The organism is Smaragdicoccus niigatensis DSM 44881 = NBRC 103563, from assembly GCF_000380645.1.
GTDB lineage: Bacteria > Actinomycetota > Actinomycetes > Mycobacteriales > Mycobacteriaceae > Smaragdicoccus > Smaragdicoccus niigatensis.
In genome coordinates this window covers 833,430-847,633 of record NZ_AQXZ01000019.1, presented here as the reverse complement: position 1 = coordinate 847,633, position 14,204 = coordinate 833,430, and the positions used below count along the sequence as shown (strand labels likewise).

At 65.2% G+C, this 14,204-nt stretch carries 14 protein-coding genes; 10 read left to right on the top strand and 4 right to left on the bottom strand.

Annotation, left to right across the window (positions count from 1 at the left end; translation table 11 throughout):
• The first annotated feature begins 98 nt into the window (after positions 1-98).
• From guaB to guaA, 4 genes are all read left to right on the top strand, one after another.
• Positions 99-1,622: an IMP dehydrogenase gene (gene guaB / locus F600_RS0125190; RefSeq protein ID WP_018163447.1), complete on the top strand. Its 1,524-nt coding sequence runs from the start codon at positions 99-101 to the stop codon at positions 1,620-1,622.
• A 66-nt stretch (positions 1,623-1,688) separates the two neighbouring features.
• Positions 1,689-2,798: a GuaB3 family IMP dehydrogenase-related protein gene (locus F600_RS0125185; RefSeq protein ID WP_211220118.1), complete on the top strand. Its 1,110-nt coding sequence runs from the start codon at positions 1,689-1,691 to the stop codon at positions 2,796-2,798.
• 22 nt (positions 2,799-2,820) lie between these two features.
• On the top strand, positions 2,821-3,564 hold the full coding sequence (locus F600_RS0125180; RefSeq protein ID WP_018163445.1) for a DUF427 domain-containing protein: 744 nt from the start codon (positions 2,821-2,823) through the stop codon (positions 3,562-3,564).
• 63 nt (positions 3,565-3,627) lie between these two features.
• Positions 3,628-5,184 (top strand): glutamine-hydrolyzing GMP synthase, encoded by a 1,557-nt coding sequence (gene guaA, locus F600_RS0125175; RefSeq protein WP_018163444.1) that lies wholly within the window; start codon positions 3,628-3,630, stop codon positions 5,182-5,184.
• Between the two features lie 63 nt (positions 5,185-5,247).
• On the opposite strand, the gene F600_RS0125170 is transcribed toward guaA, so the two are convergent.
• From F600_RS0125170 to F600_RS0125155, 4 genes are all read right to left on the bottom strand, one after another.
• Positions 5,248-5,457 (bottom strand): hypothetical protein, encoded by a 210-nt coding sequence (locus F600_RS0125170; protein WP_018163443.1) that lies wholly within the window; start codon positions 5,455-5,457, stop codon positions 5,248-5,250.
• Positions 5,458-5,577: 120 nt separating this feature from the next.
• Positions 5,578-5,793, bottom strand: coding sequence for a hypothetical protein (locus F600_RS0125165; protein WP_026306943.1), 216 nt, complete (start codon positions 5,791-5,793; stop codon positions 5,578-5,580).
• Positions 5,786-7,003 carry a PspC domain-containing protein gene (locus F600_RS0125160; RefSeq protein ID WP_026306942.1) on the bottom strand — a complete coding sequence of 406 codons (1,218 nt, stop codon included), beginning with the start codon at positions 7,001-7,003 and terminating at the stop codon, positions 5,786-5,788. Before F600_RS0125160 ends, F600_RS0125165 begins: the two co-directional genes overlap by 8 nt.
• Before the next feature lie 103 nt (positions 7,004-7,106).
• The gene (locus F600_RS0125155) at positions 7,107-7,376 is read right to left on the bottom strand and encodes a hypothetical protein (RefSeq protein ID WP_018163440.1); all 270 of its coding nucleotides are present in this window, start codon (positions 7,374-7,376) and stop codon (positions 7,107-7,109) included.
• Between the two features lie 198 nt (positions 7,377-7,574).
• On the opposite strand from F600_RS0125155, the gene F600_RS0125150 reads away from it, so the two are divergent.
• From F600_RS0125150 to F600_RS0125125, 6 genes are all read left to right on the top strand, one after another.
• Positions 7,575-8,762: an ATP-binding protein gene (locus tag F600_RS0125150; RefSeq protein ID WP_018163439.1), complete on the top strand. Its 1,188-nt coding sequence runs from the start codon at positions 7,575-7,577 to the stop codon at positions 8,760-8,762.
• Positions 8,759-9,406, top strand: a complete 648-nt coding sequence (locus F600_RS0125145) for a LuxR C-terminal-related transcriptional regulator (RefSeq protein ID WP_018163438.1) — start codon at positions 8,759-8,761, stop codon at positions 9,404-9,406. Before F600_RS0125150 ends, F600_RS0125145 begins: the two co-directional genes overlap by 4 nt.
• 30 nt (positions 9,407-9,436) lie before the next feature.
• On the top strand, positions 9,437-10,834 hold the full coding sequence (locus tag F600_RS0125140; RefSeq protein ID WP_156024819.1) for a glycosyltransferase family 39 protein: 1,398 nt from the start codon (positions 9,437-9,439) through the stop codon (positions 10,832-10,834).
• A 147-nt stretch (positions 10,835-10,981) separates the two neighbouring features.
• On the top strand, positions 10,982-11,716 hold the full coding sequence (locus F600_RS0125135; RefSeq protein ID WP_081629024.1) for a hypothetical protein: 735 nt from the start codon (positions 10,982-10,984) through the stop codon (positions 11,714-11,716).
• 20 nt (positions 11,717-11,736) lie between these two features.
• A complete protein-coding gene (locus tag F600_RS0125130; protein WP_026306939.1) occupies positions 11,737-13,290 on the top strand; it encodes a DNA polymerase Y family protein in 1,554 nt (517 codons plus the stop codon).
• Positions 13,287-14,177 carry a ferredoxin family protein gene (locus tag F600_RS0125125; RefSeq protein ID WP_018163434.1) on the top strand — a complete coding sequence of 297 codons (891 nt, stop codon included), beginning with the start codon at positions 13,287-13,289 and terminating at the stop codon, positions 14,175-14,177. Before F600_RS0125130 ends, F600_RS0125125 begins: the two co-directional genes overlap by 4 nt.
• Positions 14,178-14,204 lie beyond the last annotated feature (27 nt).

Sequence of the window (14,204 nt, the reverse complement as noted above, 5' to 3'; positions counted from 1 at the left end):
GCGGTTTTCCAGCCGCATCGCTGGCCGGAGTCGATTTCGCCAGACCAAGTACCATAGACGGACAGCACGTCCTCGCGGTGAGATGAACGGAGAAATGGATGTCATCGGTGCGCACGGGTGGTGACGATCCGGGCAAGATTGCCATGCTCGGATTGACCTTCGACGATGTGCTCCTGCTTCCGCAGGCATCGGACTCGATCCCGAGTGCCGTCGACACTTCCAGCCAGCTCACCAAGGAGATCCGTCTCCGGGTCCCGCTCGTGAGTTCGGCGATGGACACCGTCACCGAGTCGCGCATGGCGATCGCCATGGCCCGCGCCGGTGGTATGGGCGTCTTGCACCGTAATCTTTCGGCCGCCGACCAGGCCGCTGCGGTCGAGGTCGTCAAGCGCTCGGAAGCCGGCATGGTCACCGACCCGGTCACCTGTCGTCCCGCGGACACGATCGCTGACGTCGACGCCCTGTGCGCGAAGTTCCGCATCTCGGGCCTCCCGGTCATCGGCGATGAGGGCAACCTCGTCGGCATCATCACCAACCGCGACATGCGCTTCGAGGTCGACCGCAACCGCATGGTCTCCGAGGTCATGACGAAGGCACCGCTCATCACCGCTCGCGAAGGCGTGACGGCGGAAGCGGCCCTTGGCCTTCTTCGTCGCCACAAGATCGAGAAGCTGCCGATCGTCGACGGCGGGGGACGCCTGACCGGTCTGATCACGGTCAAGGACTTCGTCAAGACCGAGCAGTTCCCGAACGCCACCAAAGACCGCGACGGTCGTCTCCTGGTCGGTGCCGCGGTCGGTGTCGGTGAGGACGCCTGGTCGCGTTCGATGATGCTCGCGGATGCCGGTGCGGACGTTCTCATCGTCGACACCGCCCACGGCCACCAGATCCAGGTTCTGGACATGGTGAGCAAGCTGAAGGCCGAGATCGGCTCACGCGTGCAGATCGTCGGCGGCAACGTCGCAACCCGCGAGGGTGCGCAGGCGCTGTGCGAGGCCGGCGCGGACGCGGTGAAGGTCGGTGTCGGCCCCGGCTCGATCTGCACCACGCGCGTCGTCGCGGGTGTCGGAGCACCGCAGATCACCGCGATCCTCGAGGCTGTTGCCGCGTGTAACAAGTTCGGCGTTCCCGTCATCGCCGACGGCGGCATGCAGTACTCGGGTGACATCGCCAAGGCTCTCGCAGCCGGTGCGTCCACTGCGATGCTCGGCTCGCTGCTCGCCGGCACCGCGGAATCGCCCGGTCAGCTCATCTTCGTCAATGGCAAGCAGTACAAGACCTACCGCGGCATGGGCTCTCTGGGCGCGATGCAGGGTCGTGGGCAGGGTGGTCAGGCTGGCAAGTCCTTCTCGAAGGACCGCTACTTCCAGGACGACGTCCTCGCCGAGGACAAGCTGGTGCCGGAGGGAATCGAAGGTCGCGTGCCGTTCCGCGGACCGCTGAACCAGGTCATCCACCAGCTCGTCGGTGGTCTGCGTGCGTCCATGGGCTACACCGGTTCGAGCAGCATCGAGGATCTGCAGAAGGCGAAGTTCGTTCAGATCACCGCCGCGGGCCTCAAGGAAAGCCACCCGCACGACATCACGATGACGGTCGAGGCGCCGAACTACACGGCTCGCTAGCCTGTACCACCGGTAAGTCACCCACACCCGAAAGGCACTCGAGTGCGCGACCTCGTTGAGATCGGCATGGGCCGGTCCGCCCGGCGTACCTACGACCTGGACGATGTCGACATCGTTCCGTCGCGGCGGACACGTTCGTCGAAGCAGGTGTCCACGTCCTGGCAGTTGGACGCCTACCGCTTCGACATGCCGGTGCTCGCGCACCCGACCGACGCTCTGGTCTCGCCCGAGTTCGCGATCGAAATGGGTCGTCTCGGCGGCCTCGCGATGTTCAACGGTGAGGGTCTGTGGGCCCGTCACCGCGACGCCGAGGACAAGATCGGGCAGCTGGTCGAGCTCGCGGACTCCGAGGCGGAGGACGAAGCCGCCATCTCCTTGCTGCAGAAGCTGCACAGCGCGCCGGTCAATCCCGACCTGCTCGGCGAGGTCGTCGCGCGCATCCGCGCTTCCGGTGTCACGACGGCTGTCCGGGTCAGCCCGCAGAACGCGGCCGCGCTGACCCCGGTGCTCCTCAAGGCCGGCATCGACCTACTGGTCATCCAGGGCACGATCATTTCGGCCGAGCATGTGGGTGACGATTCGCCGATCAACCTCAAGACGTTCATCGCCGATCTCGACGTTCCAGTCGTCGCGGGTGCGGTCACCGATCACCGCACTGCGCTGCACCTCATGCGGACCGGCGCCGCTGGCGTCATCGTCGGCTACGGCTCGTTCGCCGGCACCACGACCACTGGTGAGGTCCTCGGTATCGGCGTCCGCATGGCCACCGCGATCGCGGATGCGGCGGCGGCGCGTCGCGACTACCTCGACGAAACCGGTGGACGCTACGTCCACGTCATCGCTGACGGCGATATCGCGACGGGCGGTTCGCTGGCAAAGGCGATCGCCTGTGGTGCCGACGCCGCTGTACTCGGTGTTCCGTTGGCGGCGGCGGCCGAGGCGCCGGGCAAGGGCTGGTACTGGCCGGCCGCGGCGGCACACCCGTCGCTGCCGCGCGGCGCGATGCTGCCGGTCACCTACGGCGACCGTCCGTCGCTCGAGCAGGTTCTGCAGGGTCCGTCGAACGACCCGTTCGGCTCGCTCAACCTCGTCGGCGGTCTTCGTCGTTCGATGGCCAAGGCCGGCTACAGCGACCTCAAGGAATTCCAGAAGGTCGGACTGACAGTTCGGGGCTAAGTGGGCGAGTAGCCTCAGCGCCATGGCGGACTACCCACAAGCATTGGCGCCGCAGGGTGACTTTGAACCCGTTCCCAGGCGGGTCCGTGCCGTTCTCGCCGGTCGAACGGTCGTGGATACGCAACGAGCGCGATATGTCTGGGAATCGCCCAAGTATCCGCAGTTCTACATCCCGATCAACGACATCGATGCCGCCGCGCTGGTGGATGAGCATCGGGAGTTGAAGCTCAAGCGCGGAACGGCTAAGCGGTACGGTCTGCGCGTCGGAGATCGGGAAGTAGCGGAAGCCGTCCGCGTCTACCAGGACGGGCCGCTCGCTGACCACGCTCGATTCGAGTGGTCGGCACTGGACGCGTGGTACGAGGAGGACGAGCGGATCTTCGTCCACCCACGCAATCCCTACGCGCGTGTGGATGCACTTCGGTCCACCCGGCACGTCGAAGTCCGGCGCAATGGCGTCCTTCTCGCCGAGTCACATTCGCCTGTCTTGTTGTTCGAGACCGGGTTGCCGACGCGCTACTACCTCGACCCAACCGATGTTCGCTTCGAGCACCTCACGTCATCGCCCACCCAGACCCAATGCCCGTACAAGGGGGTCACGAGTGGGTACTGGTCGACCGAGGACGTCGCCGACATCGCTTGGACCTACCAGTTTCCGTTGGCCGCCTGTGCGGCGATCGCCGGCCTGATCAGCTTCTACAACGAGAAGGTCGACATCACGGTGGACGGGGTCGAGCTGGAACGCCCGGTCACGCATTTCTCCTGAGGCGGATCGTCAGCCTCAGTTGTCGTGCGAAGAGCAAATTCGGGACCGACTAAACTCTTCGGCGTGACCGATAGCAACCAGCAGCGTCCGGTACTCGTCATCGATTTCGGTGCGCAGTACGCGCAACTCATTGCGCGGCGCGTCCGCGAGGCGAAGGTGTACTCGGAGGTCGTGCCGCATACGGCGACGGTCGACGAGCTCAAGGCCAAGAACCCCGCGGCGATCGTGCTGTCGGGCGGACCGTCCAGCGTCTACGAGGACGGTGCTCCGCAGCTCGACCCGAGCATCTTCGACCTCGATGTCCCGGTGTTCGGCATCTGCTACGGCTTCCAAGCGATGGCTCATGCGCTCGGTGGAACGGTCTCCAAGACCGGAACCCGTGAGTATGGCCGCACCGAGATGACGGTTGATGGCGGTCTGCTGCATTCCGGCTTGCCGGGCACCCAGCCGGTCTGGATGAGCCATGGCGACGCCGTTGTCGCGGCGCCTGACGGCTTCGAGGTCACCGGTTCGACGGTCGGCGCACCGGTTGCCGCGTTCGAGAACCGTGCTCGCCGTCTCGCGGGTGTGCAGTACCACCCGGAGGTTCTGCACTCGCCGCACGGCCAGCAGGTCCTGAGCCGCTTTTTGCACGAGATCGCTGGGCTGCCGGGCGCGTGGACGGCGTCGAACATCGCCAACGCGCTCATCGAACAGGTTCGTGAGCAGGTTGGCGACGGTCACGCGATCTGCGGTCTGTCCGGTGGTGTCGACTCGGCCGTCGCTGCTGCGCTGGTGCAGCGGGCGATCGGTGACCGACTCACGTGTGTCTTCGTCGACCACGGTCTTCTGCGTGCCGGCGAGCGGGAGCAGGTTCAGGAGGACTTCGTCGCCGCGACCGGTGCCAAGCTCGTGACCGTCGACGCCGTCGACAAGTTCCTCGGCGCCTTGAGCGGCGTTTCCGACCCGGAGACCAAGCGCAAGATCATCGGTCGCGAATTCATCCGTTCCTTCGAAGAGGCGGTGTCGACGGTCGTCACCGACCACAAGGTCGACTTCCTCGTCCAGGGCACGCTGTATCCGGATGTCGTCGAGTCGGGCGGCGGAACCGGGACGGCGAACATCAAGAGCCACCACAACGTCGGCGGGCTTCCGGACGACTTGGAGTTCAAGCTCGTCGAGCCGCTGCGACTGCTGTTCAAGGACGAGGTCCGGGCGGTCGGTCGTGACCTTGGCCTGCCGGAGGAGATCGTCGGGCGGCAGCCGTTCCCCGGTCCGGGACTGGCGATTCGTATCGTCGGAGAGATCACGCACGAGCGGCTCGAGACGCTTCGCCAGGCGGATGCCATCGCTCGCGAGGAATTGACTGCGGCTGGACTCGACAACCAGATCTGGCAGTGCCCGGTCGTGCTGCTGGCCGATGTGCGCAGCGTGGGCGTTCAGGGCGACGGACGCACCTACGGGCATCCGATCGTGTTGCGTCCGGTTTCCAGTGAAGACGCGATGACCGCGGACTGGACCCGATTGCCGTACGAAGTTCTGGAGCGGATTTCGACCCGGATCACCAACGAGGTGGCCGATGTCAACCGCGTGGTTCTCGACGTGACAAGCAAGCCACCGGGCACCATCGAGTGGGAGTAAAGGTCACGGGCGGTCGCATATGAAATGCGACCGCCCGTGATGCTTTCGAGATCTCGCGGGTGACTACGCAGCCGACTGGCTGACGTCGTTCCCGCCGCGAGGGGTGTCGGGTCCGCTGCCGCCAACGAGGCGGAGGTGCGTGCCAACCGGTGCGGCGCCGTCGCGCTCATCGCGCGCGGTCCGGAACACAGTTTGCAGGTCAAGCGCAATCGTGCTGAAGGCAAAGAGTGCGAGAACGACTGCGGCGACTGCGTATCCGATGGTCGAGAACATTTATGTCCCTCAATAGTGGCGGTTCGTCGGGCGAACACTCCATCGTGTTTGTCCAGGTATCCGAATGGTAACGCTGGATGCATTCCCGATTACGGAACGGTCACGGCATGGCGCGCGCGGTTATTTTCGTCGTGCGGGAGCCAGCACCAGGACCGCCCCCACAACGATTGCTCCGACGATCGCGATCCAGCCGAGCGGCAGGCTCGTGATCGCGTCGAACGGGTCTGAGCCGAAGAGAACCGATCCCGAGATCGCCAGGCAGATGATGCCGGCCAGGAACAGCAGCGGCGAAAACCGGCGCGCCTTCACAACTGGGGTTTGGGCTGTGTCACTCACGGTCCACCTTCACTTCTCCGAATTTGCCATCGATGTTGAGGGTGAGGACTGGGCCGTTGGCGCCATCTTCACCGCCGTTGACTCCGCTGGGGAGGCACTGCGCGTGGCCGAATTCGACCTTGCAGTCGTTCTTGACGTCCATGTTCTTCGGGAGAAGGACCTTGACGTCGCCGAAGCGCAGCTTGATGTCAACCGTCTCGTTCTTGGTGAGCACGAGGTCGGTGAGGTCGAGGACGCCCGATCCCATCTGCACGTTGTAGTCGCGCTCGAGTTGGTCCATCGAGGTGACTTTCCATACCTGCTCGCCGGTGGGTTCGTCGAACTTGATCTGGCCGACGTTGGAAGCGGCGGTCACGAAGATGATGACGGGAATCGCCCACAGGATCAGGCCGTGACCGCGGTTGACGAGTGCCCCGATGAGGAGGCCGCCGCCGATGACGGTCAGCACGATCGCACCGACACGGGCTGCGGTGAACCAGTCGCCGCCGGCATAGGCAGCGGCGGCCGCCAGTGCACCCGCGATGATCGCGAGGCCGAGCACGACCTTTGTGAACGGTGACCGCGGCGGCTTGACGACCTTCTGCGGCGCGGTGTGGGGCTCCGGCAGATCCCACGCGAACGGTGCCGCACCCAGCGGGTCCCACGAGGGCGGAGCCTGCTCAGCCGAGATCTTCTCGGTGAGGGCTTCGTCGTCGGGGATCTGCATCGTCTGGTACTGCACGGGCGGACCCGCGGAGGGGTTCGTCGACGGTGTCGCGAACGTCGGCGGCGCGGGCGGTGCCGGCGGGACCGGACGACGTTGGTGGAGCAGCCACACGGCGATGAGCATGAGGCCGAGGCTGATGATCCCCGAACCGCCGAGGCCGATGCCGAACGGCGCGAACGCCGAGAAGGCGATGGCGAAGGCCACGATCAGGACGATCGTCTTGACCGACGACTCCGAACTTCGGCCTTTACCGGCGAGCGACTCGAGCGCAGACACCTCGTCTCCGGCTCGCGGGAACGTCAACCAGGCGGCGAGGTAGAGGGGGACACCGGCGCCGCCGAAGATCGTGGCCGCGATGAAGGCGACCCGTACGAGCGTCGGATCGATGCCATATCGGATACCGATACCGGAGCTCACGCCCGCGATCGGGGAGTTCCACGGGGTTCGGAGGGGGCGGGTGCGCCACATCTCCTTGACCTCGTCGGTGAAAGTTGAAGTCGTCATGTACACATCGTCTGGATTTCGCCACTTCGGCGCATCGGGGAGACCCCTGATGTTCCCCCTGATTGCCGGGTCGCCGAAACATGGCTTGCGGCGCGACGTGAACTCAGCGGTTCAGCACCCGGACCAGCAGATCCTTGAGTTCGGCGAAGTTGTTGTCAATCGAGCGGAAGCGCACTTTGGTCTCTTGCCATCGAGCATCAGCCTCACGCCGGACCTCGTCGATGTCCAACTTGAGCGCGTTCTCGAGTGCGTCAAATCTCTCGCGGGTCTGCTGGCTCAGGACGTTGACGGCCGACATGACTGCCTTGTAATCGGCTTGCCCCGCTTCCAATGCGGCCACGCGTGCCTCCAGCTCGATCAGTGTTGTCGCCACGGAAATCCTATCTTCGTGCGAGTCCGTCGAGGAGGCGCAATTCGAGTCGTGCGCTGATGTGACGCGGCGATCGCGCCACGGGTTCCCCGCCGCTGGAATTCGGGGCAATCCCTGATGCCCGCCCCGGTGGCTTCGTGCCACCATCGAGATGTGCCCCCTGCCTTCGTATCTGCGCCCGAGCCCGCAACGGGCCGGCTCATGCGCCGATCCGGCGGCAAGATCGTCGGCGGTGTCGCGGGCGGTATCGCCGACCACATCGGTGTCGACGTCTTCAAGGTCCGCGTCGCCTTCGTGCTGTTGGCTGCGCTCGGTGGCGCGGGCATCGTCATCTATGGACTGCTGTGGGTCAGCGTGCCCGCGGGTTCCGATGTCGGACCGCCGAGCCCGATCGAACGTCGTCGCGCCACCGGCCTGGTGATCCTCGGCATCGGTGCGTCGTTCGCGGCGTCGTGGGCGTTCAGCGGAACGGCGGCTTCGATACTGGTGCCGATTGTCGTGATCGCTCTCGGCGCTGCGCTGGTGTGGCGCGAATTCGACGATGGGGCGGACCGTTCCGCGGTCGGTCTGTCGCCGCATTCGACGATCTGGACCTGGTCGCGCGTCATCGGCGGCGTCGCGCTCGTGATCGCCGGTCTCACCGTGATGCTCGTCGCCCAGGTGGATTTCGCGGCGCTCGGCCCATCGCTGCTCGCGATGCTCGCGACGCTCGCCGGTGTCGGACTGCTGACGGTCCCGTTGTGGCTGCGTTTGATGCGTGCGCTAAACGCCGAACGGGCCGCTCGGATTCGGAATGACGAACGTGAGGAGATCGCGTCCCACCTTCATGACTCGGTGCTGCAGACGCTCGCGTTGATTCAGCGCCAGGCCGATTCGCCACAGGAAGTGCAGCGCCTGGCTCGCCGCCAGGAGCGCGAACTGCGCGAATGGCTTTTCGCCGATCCGCAGGAAGCGCACGTGAGCCTGGTTGGTGCCTTGCGGGCCGTGGCGGGTGAGGTCGAAGACCAGTACGGAGTGCAGATTTCGCCCGTGGCCGTGGGGGATGTGGTGCCGGGTGACGCGGCAGGTCAGTTGCCGAAAGAGCAGTTCACGGCACTTCTGGGGGCAGTACGCGAGGCCCTGGTGAACGCCGCCAAGCATGCTCAGGTGCGTGATGTCGACCTGTTCTCCGAAGCCGAACCGTCGCAGGTGAGCGTCTACGTGCGCGATCGCGGCACGGGTTTCGACCTGGACGAAGTCCCGGAAGACCGGCACGGTTTGTCGCGATCGATTCGGATGCGTCTCGAGCGTCGTGGTGGTGAGGTGTCGATTCGATCTACGGTTGGTCGGGGCACGGAGGTCCGGATGGTCGTTCCACTGTCCGAAGCGCAGGAGGCACAGGCCGGATGAGTGGAAAATTCCGTGTATTTCTCGTCGACGACCACGGGGTGTTCCGGTCGGGAGTGCGGGCCGAACTGGCGCGCGAAGGGGACATCGAGGTCGTCGGGGAAGCGGGTGCCGTGGCCGATGCCGTCGCCGGCATCAACTCGATCAAGCCGGACGTCGTGTTGCTCGACGTGCACATGCCCGACGGTGGGGGTGTCTCGGTGTTGCACGGCATCCACTCCGGCCCGGTGTGCCTGGCGCTGAGTGTTTCCGACGCGGCCGAAGACGTCATCGCCGTGATCCGAGCTGGTGCCCGCGGGTACGTCACGAAGACGACGTCGGGCCCGGAGCTTGCGGCGGCGATCCGTCGGGTGGCCAGCGGGGACGCGGTGTTCAGTCCGCGGCTCGCGGGATTCGTCCTCGACTCCTTCACCGGACGATCGCCGGTTCCCGAGCCGGCTTTGGATCCGGAACTCGATTCGCTGACCAAGCGCGAGATGGAAGTCCTGCGACTGCTCGCCCGGGGCTACACGTATCGCGAGATCGCCGAGGAGTTGTTCATCTCCATCAAGACGGTCGAGACGCACACGTCGAACGTCCTGCGGAAGACACAGCAGTCCAACCGCAACGCACTCACGCGCTGGGCCCATCGCCGTCGGATCGACTGACCTGTCACGCTGTGATTAGGTGTTGCGGTGGTGACCACCGTTCTGCCCGTCCGCGAGGATGACGCCGCTCCGTCCACTCGAGGCCTCGTCGCCGATCGCATCGCGATGGTTGCACTCTTCGTCTTCGCCTGCGGTTGGTTCTCGTGGGGGATCAAGACACCGTCCCTGTGGCGCGATGAAGTGGTCACGGCGACGATGGTCAGCGGCAGTCCGATCGCGATTTTCGACGTCGTTCATCACCACTTCGATCGGGTGCACTTCGTCTACTACGAGCTGATGTGGGCGTGGACGCAGGTGTTCGGGACATCCGAGGTCAGCCTGCGTGCGCCGTCTCTCGTCGCGATGGCGATCACCGCAGTCGTGGTGTTCGTCGTCGCGCGACGCTACGTGTCCTGGCTGGGTGCGATGTGTGCGGGACTGGTCTACGTGCTGCTGCCCTCCAGCACTCGATATGCGCAGGAAGCGCGCAGCACGGCTTTCATCGTTGCCGGGGTGGCGATCGCCACGTGGCTCATGCTGCGGGCGGTGGAGACGCGGAACAACCGGTATTGGGTGGCCTACATCCTGCTGATGTCAGGTCTGTGCTTCCTCAATCTGCTGGTGCCGTTGGCGCTGATTCCGCATGCGGCCTATCTGTACCGGAAGGTGACGGTTCGGACGTTGGCGCTGTTGTGGGCGCCGGTGTTCGCCGCGTCTGCGTTTGTCGCGTTGATCTCGGTTCATCAGCGTGGCCAGGTCGCGTGGATTCCCGGACCGAGTCTGGAGCAGTTGCTGCTGGGCTTCGGATCGCTGGCGGGTGGCGCGCTGCCTGCCCTGGTGGTGGCGATCGGAGTCCTCGGAACGGTCGTCTGGACCGCGGTTGGTCGCCGATGGAATGAGGTCGGCTGGATTCTCGCGGGGCTCCTGATTCCGTTCGCACTCTTGGCCGTCAGCTACGTCAAACCGATGTTCGTGCCGCGATATGTGATGTTCGTGGCGTTTTTCGCAGCGCTTGCGATGGTGATCGCGGCGGCTCGAATTCACGTCGCGCTGCCGGTCGTCGCAGTGGTCGCTGTGCTCGTGCTGGGGTGGCCGAATCAGACCTTGTTGCGGACGCCGGCAAGCCACAACGAGGACTTCCGTGCGGCCGCTGCGTTCTTGCAAGCCCAGACGACACGAGACGATGCGATCGTCTACGCGACTCCGACGATTCGCATGGGGCTCGATTACTACGCGCCGAAGGGTTTGCCGGCGGCCGATCCGCTGGCGGTTCCGGCGCGGGACGGATTGCTTCCCGGCAACGCACCGTGTGCTGCGGACAGCACCGCCGCGTTTGCTCGGGTGTGGTCCCTGGTGCTCGTTCGAACTGCAGACGTCGAATGCACGTCCGGTAAGCATCTGGTGTCCCGGCGGTACTTCGGGACGCTCGTTCTCAACCTTTACGAATGACGCACAAACCCTATTGACGGCGCCGAATCCGTGAGAACATAATCTCGTTGTTCGAACATGTATTCGAACAACGAGTGAATTCCGTGTCTTCCCCGCGGGATGTGTTCTCGGCGTGCCGTGGTATCTGTGTGCATCAGGAGTGGGGAAATGGCTTTGGTATCAACCGATTTCGAAATCGGTGAACTGTCCCGAGTGGAGCGTCTCGAGTATCTGCGACGCAAGATCGCGGCCGTCCCGGCCAAGGGAGAGTCGGTCGCCGAAGCGCTTCCTTCGGATACTCGAGAGGTCTTGGCGGTGCCCGGCCCACTCGCCGAACTCCTGCCTCGGCACGGCCTGGCGCGAGGGTCGGTATCGGTGGTCTCGGGAACGAACTCACTCCTTCTCGGCATCCTGGCGGCAGTTACCAATGCGGGCATGTTCGCCGCGGTCGTCGGTTTGCCGAAGTTGGGGCTTCTCGCCGCGGCGGAGATGGGTGCGCGGTTCGATCGTCTGGCCTTGATTCCCGAAGCCGGTCCGGATCCAGCAGGTGTGGCTGCGGTGCTGCTCGACGGAATCGACCTCGTCGTCCTCGGGCTCGGTGGAGCATCTGTGGCACCCACTCGAGCCCGTGCGGTTGTCGCCCGAGCTCGGAGCAAACGGGCTGCCTTGTTGATCGTGGACGGCCAGTTGCCGGGAGCTGAAGTGTTGATCGATGCGCGCGTCGAGGGCTATTCCGGACTTGGACAAGGCGTCGGACGCGTTCATGCAGTCCAGCTGTCGGTCCGGACGCAGAGCAAGGCCTTCGGATCGCGTAGTGGGCGTTTCGATCTGCGGACGCGTTCGGAAGTGGGCGTCGAGTGGTGCCCGAACCGTGTTGCGCAGCCTGAAGCGGTGGCCCTGTGAGCGGAGCGAGGGCAGAAGGCGTGAGTTCCAGGGTCCTCGCGATCTGGTGTCCGGACTGGCCCGCTGTGGCGGCAGCAGCAGCGGCGACTTTGCCGCAGACACATCCGGTCGCAGTCGTCCACGCGAACCGCGTCATCGCGTGTTCGGCGACCGCACGAGCCGATGGCGTACGTCGTGGGCTTCGTCGTCGAGAAGCGCAAAGCCGTTGTCCGAGTGTGCATATCGCGCAGTCCGATCCCGATCGCGACGCCCGGTTGTTCGAGCCGGTGGTTTCGGCCGTCGATGCCGTCGCTCCCGGGGTCGAGGTGCTCCGACCAGGACTCATGCTTCTGCCGGCGCGGGGAGTGGTGCGCTATTTCGGTTCGGAGGAGCGGGCGGCGGAACAACTCGTCGATGCGGTCGGGGCCGCTGGCGCCGAATGTCAGATCGGTATTGCCGACGAGTTGTCGACTGCCGTGATCGCCGCGCGGCACGCGACGTTCGTGCCGGTGGGTAAGGGTGCAGATTTTCTGGCGCCGCTCGCGATTGCGGAAATCAGTGCGGAGCCGAGCCTGTCGGCTCCGGACCGCGGAGAGTTGATCGATCTGCTGACCAGGCTCGGCCTTCGGACGATCGGCGCGTTCGCTGCGCTCTCGCCTCGAGATGTTGCTTCCCGCTTCGGCAACGACGCGGTTCTCGCACATCGATCGGCACGCGGGGAGCCGGAGCGGCCGCCGTCGGCGCGGGCACTGCCGCCGGATCTCGACGTCGAGCAGTACTGCGATCCGCCGATCGATCGCGTCGATGCGGCCGCTTTCGCGGGTCGCGCGCTGGCCGAACAACTGCACGCGAAGCTGACCGCAGCCGCGGTCGCGTGCACCCGACTGCTGGTCCAGGCCACGACGGGCAATGGGGAAGGACTGTCCCGCACGTGGCGATGCGCGCAGCCGCTCACCCCGGAGGGGACGGCGGATCGAGTGCGTTGGCAGTTGGACGGCTGGTTGACCGGGCGCAACGGAACCCGGCCAACGGCCGGCATCACGATGCTTCGGCTCGAACCGGTCGAGGTCATTTCGGCGGGTGCCCTGCAGTTGGGGTTGTGGGGCGGAGTCGGCGAGGAAGAGGAGCGCGCACGTCGGGCGCTCATTCGTGTGCAGGGTCTGCTCGGTGGGGAAGCCGTGCAGATGCCGGTTCTCTCGGGCGGGCGAGGTCCGGCAGAACGCATTTCGACCGTGCCGCTGGGTGATGAAGTCCTCGCCGCCGCAGATCCGGATGCGCCGTGGCCAGGACGACTGCCCGCGCCGGCTCCGGCTGTCGTACTCGATGCGCGGACGCAGGTCGTGCTCGAAGGGCCCGGTGGAGTTCCAGTGAGAGTTGGCGCACGTGGGACATTCACCGACGCCCCGGCACAATTACGCTGGGGTACCAAGGTATGGCCACTGCGTGGCTGGTCGGGCCCGTGGTCGGCGGATGAACGCTGGTGGGATCCGGTTGCTGCGCAATGTGCGTCGCGCGCGCAGGTCATGATCGACGGGAAGGCACTCCTGCTGATCTACTGCAACGACCGATGGAGTGTGGAGGGAGTCTACGAGTGAGTTTAGGTCGCGCCGCAGACCATGTTCCGGCGACGTGTTCGGCGTTCTCGGCGATCGACGAGCCGCTGCCCGGCACCGCCGCCGTGGTGCATCGATGGCTGTGCATCGAGCACCCGGGTGCTTGGGGGCGAGATGTCGTCGGAGATGCGCCGCTTGGCGCTGAGTTGACCGCGGAGCTCGATCGGCGATGCAACGCGGCTGGATTCCGGTTGATGCTCATTCGGCGTCCCGGGCGGCCCATCAATTCGAGCATGCGCCAGGTGTTCATCGCGAGCTCGGTCGTCGGCGACGAGTGGTGTGAGCGGCTTGAGGTCTCCAGTGCCGCAGAACTCCTCGACATTCCCTTCGAGAACGGGGGCGTCGGGACGCCTGTCACTGACACGATCGTCCTCGTCTGTGCGCACGGCAAGCGCGACCAGTGCTGCGCGCGTCTCGGCCGGCCCATCGCTTCCGGTCTGGCGTTGACCTTCCCCGATCACGTGTGGGAGTGCTCGCACACCGGCGGACATCGGTTCGCGCCGTCGCTCATCATGCTTCCGAGTGGATACACCTACGGACGACTCGATCTTGAGGGCGCTCAAAAGGTGATCGAAATGGCTAGGAATGGTTCCGTTTCGCAGCACGGATTACGCGGGCGAAGCTGCTATTCACCTGGTGCGCAAGCCGCTGAGATCGCCATTCGGGAATTGGTCGATGCCACCGCCGGTGAACTCACCGTCGAAGCCTCAGAAGATGCGTTTGTGGTCTCTCACCAGGACGGACGCTCCTGGGGAGTCGAGGTCACGGCCAGTAAACTACCCCCGCGAGAGGTCAGTTGCGGCGCGTCGCCGAAGCCGGTTGAAATCCTGGCAGTTTCCCGTGTATGGGCTAGGAATGCGCCGAAATGAGATGTCATTCATTTCGGTTCACCTTGC

Bases quoted from the DNA above. Each gene is read 5' to 3' on its own strand.
- guaB (WP_018163447.1), top strand. From the start codon at position 99: ATGTCATCGGTGCGCACGGGTGGTGACGATCCGGGCAAGATTGCCATG.
- F600_RS0125185 (WP_211220118.1), top strand. From the start codon at position 1,689: ATGGGCCGGTCCGCCCGGCGTACCTACGACCTGGACGATGTCGACATC.
- F600_RS0125180 (WP_018163445.1), top strand. From the start codon at position 2,821: ATGGCGGACTACCCACAAGCATTGGCGCCGCAGGGTGACTTTGAACCC.
- F600_RS0125170 (WP_018163443.1), bottom strand. From the start codon at position 5,457: ATGTTCTCGACCATCGGATACGCAGTCGCCGCAGTCGTTCTCGCACTC.
- F600_RS0125160 (WP_026306942.1), bottom strand. From the start codon at position 7,003: ATGACGACTTCAACTTTCACCGACGAGGTCAAGGAGATGTGGCGCACC.
- F600_RS0125150 (WP_018163439.1), top strand. From the start codon at position 7,575: ATGCGCCGATCCGGCGGCAAGATCGTCGGCGGTGTCGCGGGCGGTATC.
- F600_RS0125145 (WP_018163438.1), top strand. From the start codon at position 8,759: ATGAGTGGAAAATTCCGTGTATTTCTCGTCGACGACCACGGGGTGTTC.
- F600_RS0125135 (WP_081629024.1), top strand. From the start codon at position 10,982: ATGGCTTTGGTATCAACCGATTTCGAAATCGGTGAACTGTCCCGAGTG.